Here is a 21,724-nt window from a genome sequence, read left to right as displayed (position 1 = left end):
ACATGCGGATCTGGGTGAGTGGGGCTCGGGGCAAGCTGGGTGCGGAGGTGTGCCGGCAGTTGGTTGCCGGCGGCCACGAGGTGATCGAGGCGGATCTCAGCGGACCGGGTCCGGTCGATCTGATGGATCGGGACGCGGTCGCGCGTTCGATGCGCGGGGCCGAGGCGATCGTGCACTGTGCCGGGATCGCCAGCCCGGAGAACATCGAGCCGGTGCGATTGTTCGAGCTCAACGCGCTGACGACGTTCAACGCGCTGGAAGAAGCGTGGAAGCTCGGCATCCGCACCGCCGTGCTCGCTTCCAGCGGATCGATCTACGGCACGGCATGGTCCCCGGAGGAGATCGGTACGCCGGACGTCCCGGTCGACGAGGACACCGACCTGCGGTACGTCGATCCGTACGCGCTGACCAAGGACGTCCTTGAACGCATGGGCCAGCTCTACGCGCGTCGCGGCGTACAGGTCACCGCCCTTCGCTTCCACTGGATCCTGACGCCCGACGAAGTACGTCGGTACATCGCCGACGCCCCGCCCAAGGACAACCGCCGCAACCTCTGGGGGTACGTCGACCTGGCCGAGGCGGCCCGCGCCTGCGTGCTCTCGCTCGAGCCGCGCACCCACGACCGCTTCGCCACGTTGGTCATCGCCGCCGAAGACACCGGCCGCCACGAGCCCACCGCAGCCCTCTTGGCCCGCTACTCACCCCAGACCAGGATTCACACCGAGCTGGCAGGCACCACGTCCCTGTTCGACAGCAGCCGAGCCGCCGCCGTCATCAACTGGACCCACCACACCACCTGGCGCAACCAGTAACTCCCGACGCGTCAGCTGGTGAGGTGGGTGCGGAGGGTTGTCAGGTCGGCAGTGACGGAGGTTTGGCGGGTTTCGGTGGCCTTTGTGTACGCGGACAGCTGGGCGGCGGCTGTGGCGCAGCGCTCGTTGAGGAGGGTGGCGCGGTCGGCGGCTGCGATCTGGTCGTTCTTGTTGGCAGTGCGGAGGCTCCAGTACCGGTAGACGCCGATGCCGATCAGTACCAGGCCGGCCACGATCCAGATCCCGTTCACGAACCCGAGACCGATCGCTACGAGCGCACCGACGCCTACGAGGGCCGCCGGGACGGCGAGCTTGCCGGCTGTCAGACCGCCCGCGGACTGCTTGATCGACGAGAGGGCGGTGCTCAGTTGGAGCTGGTCGGGGCCGTCGGGGCGGACTGTGATCGTGTGGGAGTCGCCGGCCACGGCAATCTCCGTCGGGCTCGGCTGTCCCGCCACCTGCGCCAGCTCCTCGATGGCCGGCAGGACCGACGGGCCGATGACATGGAGCACGGCCGCCGCCAGGTGCGGGTCGTCGGTCTGGCTCAGGTCGTCGGCGAGCAACTCCTCGACGGTACCGACCGGGTCCTCGAGCGTCTCCGCAGCAGACCCGTCGGTCCCGCTGATCTGAGCACGCAGTACGGCGACGCGGGCCAGCGATGCGCGTTCCGGCTCGCTCCCTTCCGAGATCAGCAGCCGCAGGAGGGCCGCAGTACTGTCCTGAGCGACCGCACCGTCAGCACCTCGGTCCCGGCCGCCGCGCCGGCGTCCGGAGTCACGCCCACGGCCTCGCTCGGAGTCACGCCCACGGCCGCGGTGCGAGTCGCGCGTGGAGTCACTCTGGGAGTCGCGCTCGGCTTCGGAGGCGGACGTGTAGCTCAGCGCAGAGGCTGGTTCGCGGGCCTCTGTGTTGTTGGCGATCGACTCGACGGCGTCGCGGACCCGGCTGAGGCGGGTCCGGGCGCCCTCCTGCTCTGCAACGGCTTCGAAGCGACCACCGGATGCCCGCGGGGCCGCTCCGCGCTTCTCGAGCTTCGGCAACCAGCCGTCGGCGGGCGGTGCGACCGCTTGGAGCCGCTTCACCAGCAGCGCCAACCCGTCCGCCCCGAACCCACCTCGCGCCGCGGTAGCCCACAGCACCCGCTGCACCCGGGTGACCGTCCCGTCCTCCGCCGGCACGCCGAAGGCCACATCCAGCCACTCGCTCCGTACCTGATGCCGCTGCCCGAGCGCCGCCAGCGCCAGCGCGAGGAAGGTCGACGTACGACGCTGGTCGAGCCCCATCGCCGTACCCAGCGCCTGCTCGTCCTGACCAGATGTGCCGAGCGCGATGAGTGCCTCGGTAGCCGGACCCAGCCAGTACTGCGGGACAGGCTCACCAACAGGCGGAAGCGGCGTACCGGAAGCCATGGCCGTCAGGACGCGAGTGGCGTAGCGGCGTAGCTCGGCGGCCTCGAGAAAGCCGGCCATCTCGTACCGGAGGTCGGACAGCTCGACGAACGCGTCGAAAGCGGTCGACAGGCGGTTGACCCGCTCCTGCAGACCGCCCTGGATCTTGGACAGCTGGGACTGCAGTCGCGACGTCTCCTGGCGCGCATACGACATCTCGCTCTGCAGATCCTCGAGCTGCTCGTTCTGCCGCCGTTCCTGCCACCAGTCGGTCATGGTTCCGCCCCTCGTCAGCGATCGCTCTCCGGAAGGATGGCGGTTCAGCGGGTCATCAGGCGGTGGGGTGGGCTGACCAGGCGGAGCTGGAGCATCGCAGCGAAGCGGGAGTCGGGGTCGTCGAGGTCCAGCCCGCCTACTTCGGCCAGCCGGCGCAGGCGGTACCGGAACGTGTTGGGGTGGACGTAGACGGCCGCGGCGGCCGCAGCGACGTCGCCGAAGGCGTCGAGCCAGGCCCGCAGGGTCTCGACCAGGTCGGTGTTGTGCTGCCGGTCGTACGCGACGAGACGGGCGATCGGACCGGTCGGCTCGTCGCCACGAGCTTCGATCAGGTCGCGCAGTTCGAGCAGGAGGGTGTCGACGTGGACGTCCGCGAGCCGGGCGACGCGTGGGGCGCCGTGCCCGGTTCGCAGTACGCGGAGTGCGCGGTCGGCGCCGGCGCGCGCGTTGGGTAGGTGCGCGGCGTCGGATACGACCGGCCCGACCCCGATGCTGGCTGTGACTCGATCGCCGATGCGCTCGAGGAAGTGCCTGCCGATCCGGACTGCGCGCTCCTCGCCGTCGGACCGGTCGGGACGGACCGGGATCAACCCGTACGCGACATCGCCGACCAACGCGGCGGCCGCACGCGGGTGCACGGCGCCGAGATGCATGGCGAACGCGTCGGCCAGCCGCTGACGCTCCCCGGCCAGACCTGCCTGGCTGACCAGCGACTCGCCCGCGAGGTCGGTCTGCACGACGTCCTCCGAGTCGGAAGCGATGATCCCCAGAGCGAGTACAACGAGCGGCTGATCGGCCAGGCCCAGTCGGTCGAGTGCGGCACGCGCACCGGCGCCGCCTTCCAGCGCAGTACTGACCAGGTCGGCGCGCAGGCGGCGTTCCACGTCGGCTCCGGCGCGGATGCGCAGCATGTGCAGGGCAACCAGCTTCGCGGCGTCGCAGAGGGCCTGTGAGCGTTCGGCGGTGAGCGGGTCGCGGACGGCGGCCCAGATCGAGCCGAGGATCTCGTCGCCGGCGCGGACCGCGACGGCGACCCGCGGGATGGTGAAGTCCTTCTCGGTGGTCGGCAGCGGCGGGACCTGGACCGGGCGGTCGGTGCGGTACAGCTCGCGGAAGATGCCGTACTCCGTGAGCAGCCGGAAGTACCGCTGCGGCACCTGCCGGCCGAGCACTGTCTGCACCCGCGCCGTGTCTGCCTCGTCCTGCCGCCCGGAGAACGCGAGCACGCGCGAGCTGCGGTCCTCGATCGTCACCGGCGCGTCGAGCAGCGCGGCGGTGGCGTTGGCGAGGGCGAACAGATCGCCCGACGGCATGCCGCCGAGGGTCTCCACCTCACCGACGTCGCCCTCGGCGAGCAGAGACCGCAGCAGTACGGCGAGCTGGTCCCACGAGGCGCCGCGAGTCAACGCCAGCAGAGCGACTCCGGACTCCGCGACCGCGTCGGCAAGGAGGTCACCCGCTGCGATCGGAGAGCGGACGACCAGACCGGCGGCCTGCTGACGGCCGAGATCGCGCAGTACGTCGGCGATCCGGTCGGGCTCGTGCAGGCCGACGCCGAGGACGAGCGCCTGCGAGGGCAGCACCGGCTCGTCGAGCGGATCGTGGATGACGATCCCGCCGATCTCCGCCGGTCGATCCGGGTCGCCGTGCACGAGTTCCAGCAAGGTCGCGCCCAGGTCGTCGAGAACCCGGCCGAGGCTTGCCCGCGGTCGATTCGTCACCGATCACCTCCGAGGGCCCAGCCTAGGTCGTCAGAGCGGTAGCCACTCGGTACTCGTGGTCACGGCGGCCAGTTCGGCCTCCAGCGGCTCGATCCCGATGCCGGGGCTGGTCGGGACCGGCAGATGCCCGTCGTCCAGGGTGAACGGCGGGGTGATGTCGGTCCGGAAGTACCGGTCCGAGGCCGAGGTGTCGCCCGGCAGCGTGCAGCCGGGCAGAGCCGCCAGGGCAATGTTCGCGGCCCGTCCGATGCCGGTCTCCAGCATGCCGCCGCACCAGACCGGGATGTCGTTGGCCACGCAGACGTCGTGGATGCGCCGCGCCTCCAGGTAGCCGCCCACCCGCCCCGGCTTGATATTGACGATCGCGCACGCGCCCAGCCGGATCGCTGCGGCCGCGGCACGCGCCGAGGTGATCGATTCGTCCAGGCACACCGGCGTACTGATCTGTCGAGCCAAGTCGGCGTGTCCGAGCACGTCCTCCTCGTCCAGTGGCTGCTCGATCAACAGCAGGTCGAACGGATCCAGGCGGGCCAGGTGCCGAGCGTCTGCCGACGTGTACGCCGTGTTGGCGTCGACCTGCAGCAGGATGTCGCCGAACTGCTCCCGCACGGCGCGGACCGGCTCGACGTCCCATCCCGGCTGGATCTTCAGCTTGATCCGCACGTACCCCTGCTCGAGATATCCGCCGACCGCGTCCAGCAACTCGCCGATCGAGTCCATGATTCCGACCGATACCCCGCACGGCACGCGATCCAGCACCGCGCCGAGCTCACGGGCCAACGTACGGTTCTCGGCCCGCAACTCCGCATCGAGTACGGCGGTCTCCACCGCCGCTTTGGCCATCCGATGCCCGTGGAACCGGCTCAACGCAGGCCCGACCCGCACCGCCGAGTCCACCGAGGCCAGAGCCGGCACGAAGAACCGCCGCAGTACGTCGACCGCCGCATCAACGTACTCCGAGGAGTACAGCGGCGCGCTCATCGCGACGCACTCGCCCCACCCTTCGGCCTCCGTACTCACGGCGCGCACCAGCAGCACGTCGCGCGTCGTCTCCGTCCCGAACGAGGTCCGGAACGGCGACACCAACGGCATCGAGATCCGCCGCAGTTCGAATCCGGTCAGCTTCATCACAGGCCCTTCCGCTCGACGACGTACCATCCGGTCTGATCGAATCCGGTCACTCGCGCGCCATCGGCCAGCAACCCACCCAGCACCTCCCGCAGCGCCGCGCGCCAGGCCTTCGCCGCACCCGGATCGGTACGGCGCAGGCCCTCGGCATCGGCCGGTACGGCGACCAGCAGAACGCCGTCGCCCGCGGAGCCGGGAATCGTCGGGCGCCCGTCCGCGCCGCACGCGAGCGCGACCGTTGCCCCAGGCATCAACGTCACGTCGGTGGTCGGCGAGCGCCGGGCCGCGGCCGCACCGACGGCGGGCGTGTCCAGCTCCCAGCGCACCAGCAACCGATCGGTGTCGTCGCCGCTGTTGATCCCGTCCCGCATGTCGCCGTAGAAGTTCGTCAGGTACTCCGTCGGGCGCGCGGCGAGCTTGGCCACGTTGAAGTACGCGTTGCGCCGGATCAGCGGGTCGAACGTCCACGAGATCGTCGATACGCCGCGGCGCAGTGCCCAGGCGCGCTGATGCAGCTTGAGCGCGAAGCCGACGTTCCGCCCGCGCGCCGCGCCGGACACCCCGGCCACGTGGCTGTGCATCGAGACCTCCGCCGGCGCCGAGAAGAATCCGACGCAGGCGCCGATCAGCTCGTCCCCGGTGGCGCCGTTGGTGCCGTTGCCACCGTTGCCGCCGTTGTCCCCGTTGTGACCGTCGTACGCCCCGCCGACGTAGTTGCCGGCCTTCGTCAGCGCCCTCAGCAGCTCCGTCGTCACCGGCGGATTGCTCGGGTCCGGCCGCCAGATCGAGTCGTACAGCCGGTACACCTCGTCGAGCTCCGTCAGCTCCCGCAACTCGCGGATCCGCACCCCGGCCGCGGCCGCCGCCACGAGACCAGCCTCCGTAGCGGCGGCGATCGATGGATCGAGATCAATCGTCATGGCGTGCCCTGGAGGTCGGTGATCAGGGCGGCGAGCAACGCTGTTCGTGGAGGTAGCTCGGCGACCAGGACGTGTTCGTCGTCGGCGTGGGCGCCACCACCGACGGCGCCCAGGCCGTCGAGGGTCGGCGTACCGATCCCGGCGGTGAAGTTGCCGTCCGAGCCGCCGCCGACGGCGACCGAGCGCAACGGCGGCAGGCCGAGGTCCAGAGCGAGCCGGGAGGCCCGCGCGTACAGCTCGTCCGACATCTTGCGTTCGAGTGGCGGCCGGTTCGGTCCGCCGAGGATCTCCAGCGAGCTCCCGGGCAGCACCGGTCGCAGCGCGTGCATGGCCTCGTTGACCCGGAGTTGTTCCTCGACGGTCCAGGCCCGGGCGTCGACGAAGAAGGCAGCTGCGGCCGGGACCGTGTTCCGGGTGGTTCCCGCGGTCAGCACCGACGGCGTGACCGTCGTACCCCGGCCGGCGTCCCCGAGGTTGCTTACGGCAAGCACTTGGTGTGCGGCCTCGACCGAGGCGTTGACGCCGAGCTCAGGCTCCAGGCCGGCGTGCGCGGCCCGTCCGGTGATCCGCACCTCGTAGACCGACACGCCCTTCCGCTCCAGCTTGAGTGCGCCGGCATCGGCCGACGCCTCCAGCACCAGAGTGGCCGAGCATCCCGTGGCCTCGGCCTCGATCAGCTGCCGCGACGACGGCGACCCCAGCTCTTCGTCACCGGTCACCAGCAGCGTGACACTTGCCGAGGGCAACGTGGAGATCGCGTGCAGCGCCATCACCAACCCGGCCTTCATGTCGAAGCAGCCCGGTCCGCGCAGTACGCCGCCCTCGTTCTGGAACGGATGCGTGACCAGCGAGCCGATCGGCCAAACCGTGTCGTGGTGCGCGAGGACCAGGACCCGCCGCGGCCCGTCACCGAGCCGCCAGCGCAGATGCGTGCAGCCGTCGACGACGAGGTACTCCGGCTTGGATCCGAGCCGCTCCGCTCCCAGCTGGGCAACGAGGTCCGCACTGCGAGCCACCGCCGCGGCATCGGCCGACGGCGACTCGCAGGTCACCAGGGTTTCGAGATCGTCGAGCATCAGCGGCAACCGTGCCTCGAACTGCTCGACCACCTCCGTCATCCGCCGACCTTCGGCGTAGCGCGGACCCCGAAGTGCATGTACTTCTCGCCGGTTGGCAGCGAGTAGAACGTCACCGGGGTCCAGGTGAGCGCACCGGGCTGCCGGACGACGAACAGGTCGCCGCTGTCGTCCACCGCGGTCATGCGCAGCTCCTCCGTCGGGTCCGGCACCAGCTCGGCCAACGGCCCGGTGATCGTCATCCGCAGCAGCGGTCCCTCGTCATCGACCAGCACCTCCTGGATCGTGCTGGCCCGCTCGTAGCGGCCGACGTGACGACGTACGTCGACCGTTAGGGGCTTAGCGGGCGGGGCCAGCGGCGTGGGCATCGAGACGCCGGCCAGCTCACCGAAGATCTCCCGGTAGAGGTCCTCGTACAGGTCGCGCGTGTGGCCGCCGTTCGTCAGCAGTACTACGGCCAGCCCCTCGTCCGGCAGCACCCGCAGGAACGCGGCCTGGCCGATCGTGTTGCCGTCGTGGCCGATCAGTCGCCGACCGTCCCAGCCGAACCGGATCCAGCCGAGACCCCACGAGTCGCCGAGCGAGTGCTTGTCCGGTAGCTCGGCCTGCTGCTCAGCCATCGCCGTCACCGACGACTCGCTGAGCAGCCGGGTGCCGTCCGGCGCGACACCGTCGTTCAAGTGGAGCCGTGCGAAGGCCAGTGCGTCCGCCACGGTCGAGGTGATCAGCCCGGCCGGCCCGAGCGAGCGGGGGAGGCCCCAGACCGGTGCCCGCTTCGGCTCCTCCTCGCCTTCACTGACGTGCCCGACGGCGGCCCGTAGGAGCAGCGCCTCCTCTGGCAGCGTGACTGTGTTCTGCAGGCCGAGCGGTGTGATGATCCGGTCGCGCAACGCCTGGTCCCAGGTGGTGCCGGTGAGCTTTTCGATCACCCGGCCGGCCAGTGAGAAGCCGGAGTTGCAGTACGACCACGTCGCGCCCAGTGGATGGTTCTGTAGTACGTCCGCCAGCAGGTCGACGTACTTCTCCAGGCAGTCGTCGCCTCGACCTGTGTCTGTGAAGACATCGCCGTCGATCCCGCTGGTGTGGGTGAGCAGGTGGCGCATCGTCACCTGCTTCGCGACGTCGGGATCACCCAGCTGCAGTTCAGGCAGCACCTGGCTGATCGGAGCGTCCAGGTCGAGCAGTCCCTCGTCGACCAACTGCAGCGCGAGGGTCGTCGTCCAGACCTTCGACATGGAACCGATCTGGAAGACCGAATCGGTTGTCGCCTCCACACCGGTGTCCTTGTTCAGTACGCCGGTCGCCGCCTCCACCAGCTCGTCGTCCGCTCCCGGCCGCACCCGGAGGATGCCGAGCGTCGCGCCCGGTACGCCGTGCCGCGCGGCCAGCGTGGTCAGTCGACGCTGCCAGTGCGCGGCGTCGAGCTTTGCCCGGCGCGGACCGCTCGCGTCACCGGCGTACTGCCCGACCCAGTCGCGGATGCGCCGGTTGAAGTCGAGGCGATGGGACGGACGGCCCTCGACGATGAACAGGTGGCTGGCTTCGGGGTAGAGCACCAGTTGGGTCGGTATGCCGTTCTCGCGCAGCGCGGTGTGCCACTGCTGGGCTTGTCCGACCGGGCAACGCACGTCGGAATCGCCCTGGAGGATCAGGGTCGGCGTCGCCACCTTGCTGACCTCGGCGAAGGGAGACATGGAGGTGTAGTCGGTCGCACTGTTCAGCTCGTAGACGTCGAGGAAGTGGCCCAGGTCCGACGTACCGGCCATGCTGGTCAGGTCGCTGACCACGCCACCGGTCACGGCAGCAGCGAAGCGGTCGTCGCGACTGGTCAGGTAGCAGGTCATGAATCCGCCGTAGCTGTAGCCCGCCACGGCAAGCCGATCGGCGTCAGCGATGCCTTCGGCAACCAGTTCGTCGAGCGGCTCGAGGAAGTCGCGCGCGTCCGCGGTACCCCAGGCTCCGAGCGCGGCGTTGAAGAACTGCTCGCCGTACCCGTCGCTGCCCCGGGGATTCAGCAGCAGCACGGTCCAGCCGTGAGCCGCGAGCTCCTGGTGGTAGAGGTGCACCTCGTCAGCAGCGGCGTTCCACGCGTTGTGCGGACCGCCGTGGATGTCCAGCAGCAGCGGCTGCGGCCCGTCGGCGGCCGGGTCGCGGACGAGCCAGCCGGACACCACAGTCCCGTCGGAGATCGTGAACTCGCGCTCGACCCGGACGAAGGCCTCCGCGACCTCCTCGCCGTACGTCGTTCGCGTCGTCGCCGTACCAGTCGCCAGGTCGAGCGTCACGATCTCCCCGAACGACGTCGGGGTGCTCAGCGCGAACGTCGCCACACCAGCGGCGACGGACAACCCGGACACCACCTGTCCCTGCTCGCCGAACACATGCTGAGGTGTGCCGCCCGCAACGGGTACCGAGAACAGATGCGTGCACCCACGGTCCCGCGCCGCGAAGAGGACGGTACGGCCCTCGTCCACGAGCGTCGGCAGAGCACCCGGGTACGCCGACCCGCCGGACATCACATTGCGGTCGAGCGGCGCCGCGAGGTTCACGACGTCGCCGGTGTCCGAGTCGCCACCGTTCAAGGAGAGCCGCAGTAGGCCGGCGTGACCGACCGGTCCGGACTGCATGCCGACGATGAGCAGTGCGGCGCCGTCAGAGGTCCAGGTCACCGTGCCGGTCAGCCCGTCAGCCAGACCGACCAACTGCGGCTTCGCCTTCGCATCTGCTGCATCGAGCACATAGGCCGGCGCTGTGGGGGTCAGGTCCGCGTCAGGTGCAGTGGCCGCCCCGAAGGCCAGCTTCGAACCGTCGGGCGACCAGTCCGGGTCGCCCGCGTGCCAGTCTCCTTCGGTGGCCTGGCGGCACTCCTTTGTCTCCACGTCGAGAACGTGGAGGTGCTTGCGGATCGTCCGCAGCCACCCTGCGCCGTCAGCCTGGTAATCCAGCCGCTCGGCGACAATGGGCGCGTGCTCGTTGTCATTGGCGGCCGCGATGTCGACCGGCGCAGAGAAGGCGATCCGCGTCCCGTCCGGACTCCACCTCGGCACTCCTGCACCCATCGGCAGCGTGGTGAGCTGCTCCGGCTCACCGCCACCGGCCGGCAGCACCCAGATCTGGCCCGGGCCGTCCTTGGCCCGCAGAAACGCCAGCTGCGACCCGTCCGGCGACCAAACGGGCGTCGAGTCGGCTTCGCCGCGGGTGAGTTGTTGCGGCGTACCACCGGAGGCCGCGAGCCGCCACAGACTCCGCAACGTGCGGTCCGCCTTCGCGTCGGTGGTCCGGAGGACGTAGACGAGCTGGGTGGCGTCCGGCGACAGCGCCGGCTGCTCAGGTACGGCGAGCTCGGTCAGGTCGTCGATGCGCAGACGTCGGGTCACTGGAGGTCCTCCTTGAGTTCCTTGAGTACAGGCGGGTTCGAGCCGACCGCCCGCAGTACGCCGGCCGCGTGGTGGCAGGCAGCGCGATGCAGACGGTGGTCGGCCTCGGTGGTGGGATCGAGGGTCAGACAGTGCTCACGGTCGGTCCGGATCAGCGGACCGATCGGGCATCTCGGGTGGAACCGGCAGCCCGCCGGCGGATGATGCGGATCGGCCGGTTCGGCATCGGCCACGAGCCGCAGGGCCTCGTCCGGCGGCGGCAGTGAGGTCGACCCGCGCCGTGGGGCCGCTGCCAGAAGCTCTTTGGTGTATGGGTGCTGCGGGTTGCCGAGCACGTCGCGGGCCGGTCCGGCCTCGACGATCCGGCCCAGGTACATGACCGCGACGATGTCGCTGACGTAGCGGACCACGGCCAGGTTGTGCGAGATGAACAGCATCGACAACCGCAGTTCGCGCTGCAGCGTGCGGACGAGGTTCAGCACCGTGCCCTGGATCGACACGTCCAGGGCCGAAGTGATCTCGTCGGCGATCAGTACCTCGGGCCGGCCGGCCAGTGCCCGCGCGATCGCCACGCGCTGCCGCTGACCACCCGACAACGCGCCCGGGTACGTCGACGCGCGGTCCGCGTCCAGCCCGACCAGCTCGAGCAATCGGGCCACCTCGTCGCGGCGCGCACCTCTGGGCCCTTTTGCTGCTGCTTCGGCGATCGAGTCGCCGATGGTCATCCGTGGATCCAGTGAGGAGTACGGATCCTGGAACACCATCTGCAGCGGACGCCGATCCCGCAGCGGCACGCCGTCCAGCAGAATTCGTCCACCCGCGAGCTCGGCCAGCCCGACCGCCGCACGGGCCAACGTCGACTTGCCGGACCCCGACTCGCCGACCAGTCCGACCACCTGACCCGACGGCACGGTCAGATCGACTCCGTCGACAGCCGTCAGCGCGCGACCGTACCGGACCGTCACGCCTTCGAAACGCAGTTCGCTCATCGCTGCCCCGTCCGGAAGCTCGAGTACTCAGCCTGCGCCTGCGGATGCCAGCACGCCACCTGGTCGACCAGCACAGGATCCTCGGCGCGGCACCGGTCCGAGGCGAACGAACACCGCGCCGCGAACGCACAGCCCGCAGGCATCCGCGCCGGATCCACCGGGCGTCCAGGAATCACTGCCAGCGGTTCGTCCAGCGCCGTGTCCAGATCCGGTACGGCGGCCAGCAACGCCCGTGTGTACGGGTGCCGCGCCCCGGTGGCCAGCTCGGTCGCCGGGAGATCCTCGACGATGCGCCCGGCGTACATCACCAGGACGCGGTCGCAGATCTGTGCGACGACGCTGATGTCGTGGCTGATCAGCAGCACCGCCACGTCGTCCTCGGTGCGGATCGTCTCCAGCAGACGCAGTACCTGTCGCTGCACGGTCACGTCGAGGGCAGTGGTCGGCTCGTCGGCGACGATCAACGCCGGCGCACCCATCAGCCCCATGCCGATCATGGCGCGCTGCCGCATGCCGCCGGAGAACTCGTGCGGGTACTGCCGCGCCCGCCGCTCCGCAGCGGGGACCCGGACCGCCCGCAGCCGGTCTATAGCTCGGTCCATCGCGGCGCGACGACTCAGACCTTGATGCTCACGCGCACCCTCGGCCAGCTGTACTCCGACTCGCTTGGTCGGGTTGAACGACGTCATCGGGTCCTGGAACACCATGGCGAACGACGTGCCCAGCAGTCGTCGCCGTACTGCGGCAGTAGTGCGAACCGGCAGGCGGCCGAGCAGGGGGGCGCCCAGGAACGACAGCTCGGCGGCACGGACCTGACCCGGCGGCTCGATCAGCTGGGCGATCGCGAGTGCGGTGAGGCTCTTCCCGGAGCCGGACTCGCCGACCACGCCGACGATCTCGCCCTTGTGGATCGTGAAGCTGACACCGCGCACCGGCGTGACCGGCGTCACCGGACCGGGGAAGCTGACATGCAGGTCCTCGACCACGAGCACGGCGTCGCTGTCGTCGTCCCGCGCCGGCGTCGCTTCCGGCGTACGGTCGGTCCACCGCGTGCGCGGCGCCGGTACGCCGAGACCCTTGGCCACCGCCTCGCCGAAGAGGTTGAACGCCAGCCCCGCGATGACCACTGCGACCCCCGGAGCGAGCGCCGCAGCCGGGTGTACGTAGATGCCGCTGAGGCTCTCGCCCAGCATCCGGCCCCAGTCGTACGCCGGCGGCTGCACGCCCAGTCCGATGAACGACAGCCCCGCGAACGCCAGCAACGTGCCGCCGGCGCCGATGGTCGCGTTGACCACCAGCGGCTCGGCGATGTTCGGCAGGATGTGGCGCACCAGCATCCGGAACCGGCCGACCCCCGCGATCCGCGCGGCCGCGATGAAGTCCCGCTCCGCGACCCCCGCGACGAGCGTCTGCGTCAGCCGCGCGAACGACGGCGCCCCCGCGAAGCCGATGGCCAGTACGGCGCCCTTCGCGCCGACCCCGAACACGACCGCGAAGAACAGCGCGAGCAGCAGACCGGGAAAGGCAACCGCGATGTTCACCACAGCGGTCGCGATTCGGCCGCCACGCTTGCCCAGGATCGCCGGAGCACTGCCCAGGGCAAGACCGGTGACCACGGCGATCGACGTCGCGAGCAAAGCCAGCAGGATCGACGTACGCGACGCGACGAGCACCCGGTAGAAGATGTCCCGGCCGAGGTTGTCGGTGCCGAGCCAGTGCTGCGCGGACGAGCCCTGCAGCAGGTGGTCGGTGTCGATGGCATTCGCCTGGTGCGACCAGAGGACCGGAGCGAAGACGGCAAGCAGCAGTACGCCGAGCAGCAGCAGCCCGGCACCGGCGCCTACCGGGGTCCGCAGTACGGCCGTCCAGCGGCGCATCAGCTCTCCCGGATGGTTGATCGGGGGTCGAGCAGGGCGAGGGTGACGTCGACGGCCAGATTCACCAGGAGGACGCCGACGCCATACACGAGGACCACGCCCTGCACCAGCGGGTAGTCCTTGGCGATGATCGAGGAGACGATCGTGCTGCCGAGTCCGGGCCAGCCGAAGACGTTCTCGACCAGCACCGTCCCTGCGACCATGCCACCGAGCAGCAGACCGCCCAGCGTGATCGTGGCTGTCACGGCGTTCGGCAGAGCGTGCCGCAGATAGATGGCTGCCGCAGGCAGTCGCTTTGCGCGGGCAGTGCGCAGATAGTCCGTCTGAAGCACGGCCAGCAGTTCGACGCGACAGATGCGTGCGAGCACGGCCGCCGGACCGACCGCCAGCGACAGGACCGGCAGCACGTACGACGCGACGCTGCCGCGACCTGCGACCGGGAACCAGTGCAGAGTCACCGCGAACACGTAGACGAGTCCGACCGCCAACAGGAACTCAGGAATCGCAGCCAGGACCACAGCGGTCGACGTGAAGCCCAGCTCGGTACGCGGCCGTCGCCCGCCTCTCGTCAGGACGCCCATCGCCAGACCCAGCGGTACTGCGATCAGCACAGCCACCAGGAACGCTGCGACGGCCAGCTCGACCGTGGCCGGCAGACGATCCCGGATGACGTCGGAGACGGGCAGCCCGGTGGTGATCGACGTACCGAGGTTGCCGGTGATCAGATGGTGCAGGAAGTTCACGTACTGCTGCCAGAGCGGGTCGTCGAGGCCCAGCGAGGCCCGCTGGGCGTCGACGAGGCTCTGTGCGGCGGCAGGTCCGAGTGCTCCCCGGACCGGGTCACCAGGGATCAGGTGGATCATCAGGAACGCAGCGCTGACCAGCACGAGGACAGAGCCGACCAGTCGGCCCAGCCGCCGTACGGCGAAGCCGAGCCACGGATGAGTGGTGAGGACCGGGGCGCCGACGGTGGTCGTCACAGGCGTCGTCACTGCCTCACCCCAGCATCTTGATCGACGACGGGATCACACTGCCTTCGCTCAGGTCGAACGTCGCGCCCTTGCCGAAGATCGGCACGGTCGCGTTCACGAAGGGCACCAGGTTGACCTGCTTGAACAGTGCCCGCTCGGCAGTCGCCCAGTCCGCGCAGCCGTCGGCACCCGGGATCGCGGCGGCCTTGGCCACTGCAGCGTCGTACTCCGGATTCTTGATCGAGGAGAAGTTGCTGCCGTTCGGCGGTGTGGTGCCGGAGAGGAAGCTGACCAGCTGGCTCGGCAGGGACACCGTCAGCGGGATCAGGCCGGCGTGCCAGGTGCCTTGGCCGGCGAGGACGACCGTGCTGATCTCCGCGGTCGAGACGGCCTTGAGAGACACGTCGACACCTAGCTCGGTCCAGGCCTTCTGGAGGAGTTCAGCGCCGGACGGCAGCGTCGGGCCGAGGCTGGTCGGATAGTAGAAGACCAGGGACAGCTTCGTGCCGGCCTTCTCCCGGATGCCTCCGGCGCCGGGACGCCAGCCGGCCGCGTCGAGGGCTGCCTTGGCCGCGTCCAGGTCATGGCCGGGCAGGTTGCCGGTGACGGTGTCGTCGCCGCACGGACCCATGCCGGGGGCAACCAACCGGGTAGCGGGGGTACCGGTGCCGCTGGTGATCACCTTGCCCAGCTGGGTCAGGTCGAGCGCCTGGGTCAGTGCCTTGCGTACTGCGAGGTCAGCGGTCGGCAGACCGGGCTTCTGGTTGAACCAGAGCTCACCCAGTGGGGTCCCGGCCTCTCGCTGGAACGTCTTCTGCGCCTGCAGCCGCTGTTTGTCGGGCCCGGCGATCGCGACGATGTTCACCTGCCCTGACAGCAGCAGGTTGGCCGCAGTGGTCTCGTTGCTGACGACCTTCAGCACGACCTTGTCCGGCAGACCGGACTGCCCCTGCTTGAAGTCACCCGGCCCCCAGGCGTACTCCTTGCGTCGGGTGAGCGTGTAGTGGTCGCCGGGAACAGCCTCCGCGACCGTGTACATGCCCGTGCCGTCCGAGCCCTGCTTGAGGATGCTGCGGTCCTTCATGCCCTTGCTGCACACGATGTGCAGGCCGCCGATGTTGCGGACCAGGAAGGCGTCCGGAGCCGGCGCTGTCACGGTGACTGTGCCGGTCGCGTCGTCGGCTGTCGCGTTAGCGCCCGGCGGGATGAACACACCGATCCGCGTGGACTTGTTGGCCGGGTTGCCGACGAAGTTGATGTTCTGCGCGACCGTGCTCGCCGTCAGCGGGCTCCCGTCCGCGCAGGTGACTCCCTTGCGCAGCGTGTACTTCGCGGTGGTGCTGTTGCCCTCGAACTTGTCGGCGAGCCCGGCTACCTGCTTGCCGTCGGGGGAGATGCCGACCAGCGAGTCGTACAGGAACCAGTCGACCTGCATGGTGACCGACAACGAGGTGAACTGCGGATCGAGGTTGCCGGGGTCGGCGCTGATCGCCATGGTCATCGTCTTGCCCTCGGCGGTCTGACCGGTACCGGCGGCCTGCTCATCCGAGCTGCAGGCGGACAGTGCCAGACAAGCGGCCAGGCCGGTGACCAGAACTCCGGCGGCCAGGGCGGTGCGTACGGATCGCATAGTGCCTCCGGGAGTCAGTCAGCCGCGCGGCGCAGGGCGCGGCCGCTGTGCAGGTACAAGGCACGGCCGGAGCCGTCGTCGCCGACGAAGACGTGCGGCTGGTGCATCCCGTGCTCGGCCTTGACGGCGATCAGGCTCTGCTCGTCGCGGCCGACCAGCTCGACCGGGTCCGGCGTCGGACCGAGCTCGGTGAAGATGCCCTTGGGGGTCTGGTCGAGCCAGATCTTCCCGTCGTCGTCCTGCCGCACGGTGACGTCGGCGACCTCGCAGCTGTAGGTGCCGAGGACCCGCGCCACATCCACCGGGACCGGCTCGCCCGGCGGCGTGGGCAGTGGCGGCAGGGACAGCCCCGCGAGCTCCTGGACGAGGTGGCTCATGACCGCTTTGTAGACCTCGATGGTCTCGCCGCCGTTGGTGAGCAGCGCCACCGCGAGCCCGTGCTCGGGCACGACGCGCAGGAACGCGTTCTGGCCGATCGTCCCGCCGTCATGGCCGATCACCTTGGTGCCGTCCCAGTCGAACAGCTCCCAGCCGAGACCCCAGGACTCACCCATCATCCCGAGGGCGGGGAGCTTGACCTGCGGTTCCTGCATCGCCTTGACGCTCGCCGCGCTGAGCACGGCGGTGCCGTCGGTCGCAGTACCGGAGTCGAGGTGGAGCTTGGCGAAGGAGAGCAGGTCGCGGGCGCTCATCGCGAGCATCGCCCCGGCCGGAGCCATGCCGCGGGTCATCGCCCAGATCGGCGCGGGGACCGGATCGGCATCGGCTGCCGGGCGGATGTGTCCGACGGCGGCCCGGTGCAGGATCGCCTCGTACGGATCGGTCGCGGCGTGGGCCAGGCCGAGCGGCGTGAAGACGTGCTCCCGCAGCGCCGCGTCGTACGACGTGCCACGCAGTACCTCGACCATGCGGCCGAGGACCGCGAAGCCGGCGTTGTTGTACGAGAACATCTCGCCGGGCGGGAAGAGCTGGGTGGTGGTGGCCAACGAGGCGACGAACTTCTCGACGGCGTCGTCGCCCTTGCCGGTCTCGTTGAAGATGTCGCCCTCGAACCCGGCGGTGTGGCTGAGCAGCTGCCGCGTGGTGATCGCAGCGGCCGCAGCCTCGTCCGCGATGACGAACTCGGGCAGGTACGAGCGGATCGGCTGGTCCAGGTCGAGCTTGCCCTCGTCGGCCAGCTGCATGACCAGCGTGGTCGTCCACACCTTCGTGATCGACCCGATCTGGAACACGGAGTCGACGGTCGTCTCGACGCCGGTCGCTCTACTCAGTACGCCGGCCGCGTGCTCGACCACTTCGCCGCCCAGCAGTACGCCGACCGCCGCACCGGGGACCTGATGCTCGGCGAGCAGTGTCGCCAGCCGGTCTTGTAGCCACGTCTCGATCTCGCTCAGAGTCGCCATGCGCCGACGCTAGGCGCGCGGCTGTACCTCGGTATTCGTCGCAGCGCACAACCACCGCGCCCGATTTCGTCCAGCCGGACGAAGCACCTGCCGTCGTGTGAAGATCACTCGGTGAACTCGTATCCGGACGGTCTGCCGCCCGAGGAGCTGGCCTTCCAGCGCCTCTACGGGCCCTGGAAGGTGTCCACGCCGGCCGAGGCGCGGCAGCTGCTCGAGGGGTACGACGGCCAGTGGTGGATCGCCGGCGGATGGGCGATCGAGGCGTTCACCGGCGTACGGCGTGAGCACGAGGATGTCGACCTGTCGCTCTGGCGCCGGGACATCGAGTCGCTCCGGCAGCACCTCAAGGGCTCCTACGACCTGTGGTCGAACGCCGGTGGCAGCCTCCGGCCGCTGACCGACCAGCGTCCGGAGCAGCCCGACGACGCGGACCAGATCTGGCTCCGGCAGCACGCGCTGGCGCCGTGGGAGTTCGATGTGGTCGTCAACCCCGACCGTGACGGCCGCTGGGTCTTCCGCCGCGACCCCTCCCTGGACTATCCGCTCGACGACATCACCTGGGTGGGGCAGGACGGCATCCGCTACCTCAACCCGGAGATGGCGCTCGCGTACAAGGCCAAGCTCTCCCGGCCGAAGGACGAGCAGGACCTGACGGCGACCCTCCCGCTCCTCACTCCGGACCGGCGGACCTGGCTGGCCGACCTGATCGACCACCTCCACCCCGGCCACGCCTGGCCGCCCCGGATCCGCGGGTAACTGTTCGACCTCTGTCCACCGGACAGGCCCAACAGGCGGGAACATCCGTGGCGGACATACTCTTGAAACCGTTATGGCTACTTCCGACCGCCGCACGGTGTACCTGGACCATGCGGCGACGACTCCGATGCTCCCGGCTGCGATCGAGGCGATGACCCGTCACCTCGCCCGTACCGGCAATGCGTCGTCCCTCCACGGCTCCGGCCGGTGCGCCCGGCGGACCGTCGAGGAGTCGCGCGAGACCATCGCCGCGGCGCTCGGGGCACAGCCGAGCGAGGTGGTGTTCACCTCCGGCGGCACCGAGGCGGACAACCTCGCGCTCAAGGGCCTGTGGTGGTCCCGCCTGGCCGAGGACCCGCGCCGGCGCCGGATCCTGCTGAGCGGTATCGAGCACCACGCGGTCCTCGACCCGGCCATCTGGCTCGGCCGGCACGAGCAGGCCGAGATCGAGTGGCTGCCGGTCGACGAGCTCGGCCGGGTCAGCCCGGACGACGTACGGCGGGCGGTCGAGAGCGATCCGGAGTCCGTGTCGTTCATCACGTTGATGATGGCGAACAACGAGGTCGGCACGCTCCAGCCGGTCCAGGAGATCGCGGAGCTCGCGCAGGAGTACGGCGTACCCGTGCACAGCGATGCGGTGCAGGCGATCGGGCAGGTGCCGGTGGACTTCAGCGAGCTCGGTGTGGACGCGATGACGGTGTCCGCGCACAAGCTCGGCGGTCCGTACGGGATCGGTGCGCTCGTCGTCGACAAGGAGACCAAGCTGACGCCGATCCTGCACGGCGGGGGACAGGAGCGCGACGTACGGTCCGGCACGCTCGACGTGCCCGCGACCGCCGGGTTCGCGGTGGCGATCGAGCACGCGATCAAGCACCAGGCCGACGAGGCGCTCCGGCTGACCGAGCTGCGGGACGCGCTGATCGACGGCATCACCGGCACCGTCGAGGGCGCCCAGCTGTCGGGCGACCCGGCCGGCCGTTTGCCCGGTAACGCACACTTGTCCTTCAGCGACTGCGAGGGCGACTCGCTGTTGCTGCTGCTCGACGCGCGCGGGATCGAGGTGTCCACCGGCTCCGCGTGCAACGCCGGGGTCGCCGAGCCGAGCCACGTCCTGCTGGCGATGGGGTACGACGACCAGCGGGCCCGCGGCTCGCTGCGGTTCACCCTCGGGCACACGAGTACGCGCGCCGACATCGACGCCGTACTGGACAAGATCGGGCCGGTCGTGGAGCGGGCGAAGTCCGCCGGCCTGCAGAACGTGGGAAGGAACACCTGATGCGGGTACTCGCAGCCATGTCCGGCGGAGTGGACTCCGCGGTCGCGGCGGCGCGGATGGCCGAGGCCGGGCACGACGTGACCGGAGTACACCTGGCCCTCAGCCGGAACCCGCAGTCCTACCGCAGCGGCGCGCGCGGCTGCTGCACGATCGAGGACTCCCGTGACGCCCGCCGGGCCGCGGACGTGATCGGCATCCCGTTCTACGTCTGGGATCTGGCCGAGCGGTTCCACGCCGACGTGGTCGAGGACTTCGTCAGCGAGTACGCCGCGGGCCGGACGCCGAACCCGTGCCTGCGCTGCAACGAGAAGGTCAAGTTCAGCGCCGTGCTGGAGCGGGCGCTCGCGCTCGGCTTCGACGCGGTCGCAACCGGTCACTACGCGCGGATCGTCGACACATCGTCCGGGCGGGAGCTGCACCGGGCGGTGGATCCGGCGAAGGACCAGTCGTACGTGCTCGGCGTACTCACGCAGCACCAGCTCGCGCACGCGTTCTTCCCGCTCGGCGACACGGTGAAGACCGAGGTGCGGGCCGAGGCGGAGCGGCGCGGGCTGTCGGTGGCGGCCAAGCCGGACAGCCACGACATCTGCTTCATTGCCGATGGCAACACACCGGGGTTCCTCAGCGCGCAGCTGGGCGAGGCGCCGGGCGACATCGTCGATGCGCGGGGCAACAAGCTCGGCTCGCACCAGGGGACGCACGGCTTCACCATCGGCCAGCGCAAGGGGCTCAGGATCGGCACTCCGGCCGCGGACGGCAAGCCTAGGTTCGTGCTGGACATCTCGCCGGTCGACCGCACAGTGACGGTCGGATCGCGCGAGGAGCTGGCTGTCTCGCAGCTGACCGCGTCGAAGCCGCGCTGGTGCGGTCCTGAGCCGACCAGCGAGCTGCAGGCGACGGCCCAGCTCCGCGCACACGGCGAGGAGGTCGCCGTCACCGCAACAGTGCTGGGCGATCAGGTGCAGGTCTCCTTCGACGAGCCGACCGCGGCGGTCGCCCCCGGACAGGCCGTGGTGCTGTACGACGGCACCCGCGTGATCGGCTCGGCGACCATCGACACCGTCCAGCGCGCCACGTCTTCTGTATGACGACCACCGGGCTGGGGTCGGTCCCCGGTGACGACATTCGCGAGTGGATGCGCGCCGTACTGGAGTTGGTGGACATCCCGTTCCTGCCGGAGCTTCCGGCACGGCCGTACGGCGACATGCTCAGCCGGACCGTTGCCGTACTGACCGAGCTGGCGGCCGACCTGCAGCCTGCTGGGTGGCGGCTGACCGGTGGTGGCGACGCGCGAGCGAGCATGGATCAGCGGCGGGCGCGGGCCCTGCTGCAGGAAGACCTCGACGTGCTGGAGGAGTACGCGGACGGTTATGAGGGGCCGCTGAAGGTCCAGGTGACCGGACCGTGGACGCTGGCTGCTGCGGTGGAGCGGCCGCGCGGTGACAAGGTGCTGGCCGACCACGGCGCGCGGCGTGATCTCGCGCAGGCGCTGGCCGATGGGGTGCAGCAGCACCTGGCCGAAGTACGCAAGCGTGTGCCCGGTGCGGAGCTCGTGCTGCAGGTCGACGAGCCCGGACTGCCGGCCGTACTCGCAGGAGCCGTGCCAACAGCGTCCGGCTGGAGCAAGCACCGCTCTGTCGACGGTCCGGGTGCTGTCGAGCTCCTGAGCATGTTCACCACCGCCGCACCCACGGTCATCCACTGCTGCGCCGCCCGTCCACCCATAGAGGTCTTCACCAAGTCCGGAGCCAGCGGCGTAGCTGTCGACGTCTCCCTCCTCAACAACCCCGCCTGGGACCAAGTAGCCACAGCCATCGAGTCAGGCACGACCCTGTACGCCGGCGTAGTACCCACCACAGGCGCCATCCCAGACGCAGGCCAGGCCTCCGCCCCTCTCGTCCGCCGCTGGCGCGAGCTAGGCCTCGACCCGGAACTGCTCAAGCAGGTCGTGATCACGCCGTCATGCGGCCTTGCGGCCGCTCCCTCTGCCACCGACGCCAGAGCGCGCCTGGCCCTCCTCCGCCGAGTCGCAGACGCAGTCGGCGAAGCCGCAGAGGCCTGAGCAGCGGCCGGGGCCGCGATATCCAGCCCCCGCTCCGGCGGTCTCAGCTGACCCCGACTCCA

Annotated in this window: 16 protein-coding genes; 5 read left to right on the top strand and 11 right to left on the bottom strand. The window is 70.0% G+C overall.

Annotation, left to right across the window (positions count from 1 at the left end):
* Positions 1 to 2: 2 nt before the first annotated feature.
* Positions 3 to 812 (top strand): NAD-dependent epimerase/dehydratase family protein, encoded by an 810-nt coding sequence (locus ACIA58_RS39390; RefSeq protein WP_396408972.1) that lies wholly within the window; start codon positions 3 to 5, stop codon positions 810 to 812.
* Between the two features lie 11 nt (positions 813 to 823).
* Here the strand turns inward: ACIA58_RS39390 and ACIA58_RS39385 are convergent, their stop codons facing one another.
* The 11 genes from ACIA58_RS39385 to ACIA58_RS39335 are packed head-to-tail and all read right to left on the bottom strand — an operon-like array spanning position 824 to position 17,568.
* A complete protein-coding gene (locus ACIA58_RS39385) occupies positions 824 to 2,476 on the bottom strand; it encodes a hypothetical protein (RefSeq protein WP_396408971.1) in 1,653 nt (550 codons plus the stop codon).
* 44 nt (positions 2,477 to 2,520) lie between these two features.
* Positions 2,521 to 4,197, bottom strand: a complete 1,677-nt coding sequence (locus ACIA58_RS39380; protein WP_396408970.1) for a PucR family transcriptional regulator — start codon at positions 4,195 to 4,197, stop codon at positions 2,521 to 2,523.
* Positions 4,198 to 4,227: 30 nt separating this feature from the next.
* Positions 4,228 to 5,325, bottom strand: a complete 1,098-nt coding sequence (gene menC, locus ACIA58_RS39375; RefSeq protein WP_396408969.1) for an o-succinylbenzoate synthase — start codon at positions 5,323 to 5,325, stop codon at positions 4,228 to 4,230.
* A complete protein-coding gene (locus ACIA58_RS39370; protein WP_396408968.1) occupies positions 5,325 to 6,245 on the bottom strand; it encodes a GNAT family N-acetyltransferase in 921 nt (306 codons plus the stop codon). The genes menC and ACIA58_RS39370 overlap by 1 nt, the downstream gene beginning before the upstream one ends.
* Entirely contained in the window at positions 6,242 to 7,363 is a 1,122-nt protein-coding gene (locus tag ACIA58_RS39365; RefSeq protein WP_396408967.1) for a M20 family metallopeptidase, read from the bottom strand. The genes ACIA58_RS39370 and ACIA58_RS39365 overlap by 4 nt, the downstream gene beginning before the upstream one ends.
* Entirely contained in the window at positions 7,360 to 10,698 is a 3,339-nt protein-coding gene (locus ACIA58_RS39360) for a serine hydrolase (RefSeq protein WP_396408966.1), read from the bottom strand. The genes ACIA58_RS39365 and ACIA58_RS39360 overlap by 4 nt, the downstream gene beginning before the upstream one ends.
* Positions 10,695 to 11,687: an ABC transporter ATP-binding protein gene (locus ACIA58_RS39355; protein ID WP_396408965.1), complete on the bottom strand. Its 993-nt coding sequence runs from the start codon at positions 11,685 to 11,687 to the stop codon at positions 10,695 to 10,697. The genes ACIA58_RS39360 and ACIA58_RS39355 overlap by 4 nt, the downstream gene beginning before the upstream one ends.
* The gene (locus tag ACIA58_RS39350) at positions 11,684 to 13,564 is read right to left on the bottom strand and encodes a dipeptide/oligopeptide/nickel ABC transporter permease/ATP-binding protein (protein WP_396408964.1); all 1,881 of its coding nucleotides are present in this window, start codon (positions 13,562 to 13,564) and stop codon (positions 11,684 to 11,686) included. Before ACIA58_RS39350 ends, ACIA58_RS39355 begins: the two co-directional genes overlap by 4 nt.
* Positions 13,564 to 14,556, bottom strand: a complete 993-nt coding sequence (locus ACIA58_RS39345) for an ABC transporter permease (RefSeq protein ID WP_396408963.1) — start codon at positions 14,554 to 14,556, stop codon at positions 13,564 to 13,566. Before ACIA58_RS39345 ends, ACIA58_RS39350 begins: the two co-directional genes overlap by 1 nt.
* A gap of 4 nt (positions 14,557 to 14,560) precedes the next feature.
* On the bottom strand, positions 14,561 to 16,165 hold the full coding sequence (locus ACIA58_RS39340; RefSeq protein WP_396408962.1) for an ABC transporter substrate-binding protein: 1,605 nt from the start codon (positions 16,163 to 16,165) through the stop codon (positions 14,561 to 14,563).
* A gap of 14 nt (positions 16,166 to 16,179) precedes the next feature.
* Complete coding sequence (locus tag ACIA58_RS39335; RefSeq protein WP_396408961.1) at positions 16,180 to 17,568, bottom strand: serine hydrolase domain-containing protein; 1,389 nt, start codon at positions 17,566 to 17,568, stop codon at positions 16,180 to 16,182.
* Positions 17,569 to 17,679: 111 nt separating this feature from the next.
* Here ACIA58_RS39335 and ACIA58_RS39330 point away from each other — a divergent pair, with 111 nt between their 5' ends.
* From ACIA58_RS39330 to ACIA58_RS39315, 4 genes are all read left to right on the top strand, one after another.
* Positions 17,680 to 18,324 (top strand): nucleotidyltransferase domain-containing protein, encoded by a 645-nt coding sequence (locus ACIA58_RS39330; protein ID WP_396408960.1) that lies wholly within the window; start codon positions 17,680 to 17,682, stop codon positions 18,322 to 18,324.
* Between the two features lie 73 nt (positions 18,325 to 18,397).
* Entirely contained in the window at positions 18,398 to 19,600 is a 1,203-nt protein-coding gene (locus ACIA58_RS39325; protein ID WP_396408959.1) for a cysteine desulfurase family protein, read from the top strand.
* A complete protein-coding gene (mnmA, locus tag ACIA58_RS39320; protein ID WP_396408958.1) occupies positions 19,600 to 20,688 on the top strand; it encodes a tRNA 2-thiouridine(34) synthase MnmA in 1,089 nt (362 codons plus the stop codon). The genes ACIA58_RS39325 and mnmA overlap by 1 nt, the downstream gene beginning before the upstream one ends.
* On the top strand, positions 20,685 to 21,662 hold the full coding sequence (locus ACIA58_RS39315) for a methionine synthase vitamin-B12 independent (protein WP_396408957.1): 978 nt from the start codon (positions 20,685 to 20,687) through the stop codon (positions 21,660 to 21,662). Before mnmA ends, ACIA58_RS39315 begins: the two co-directional genes overlap by 4 nt.
* Positions 21,663 to 21,724: the final 62 nt, after the last annotated feature.

The sequence above is a fragment of the Kribbella sp. NPDC051586 genome, assembly GCF_044453965.1.
Lineage (GTDB): Bacteria > Actinomycetota > Actinomycetes > Propionibacteriales > Kribbellaceae > Kribbella.
Note: the sequence above shows the minus strand (reverse complement) of the source record. Positions and strands in the feature narration are given on the sequence as shown.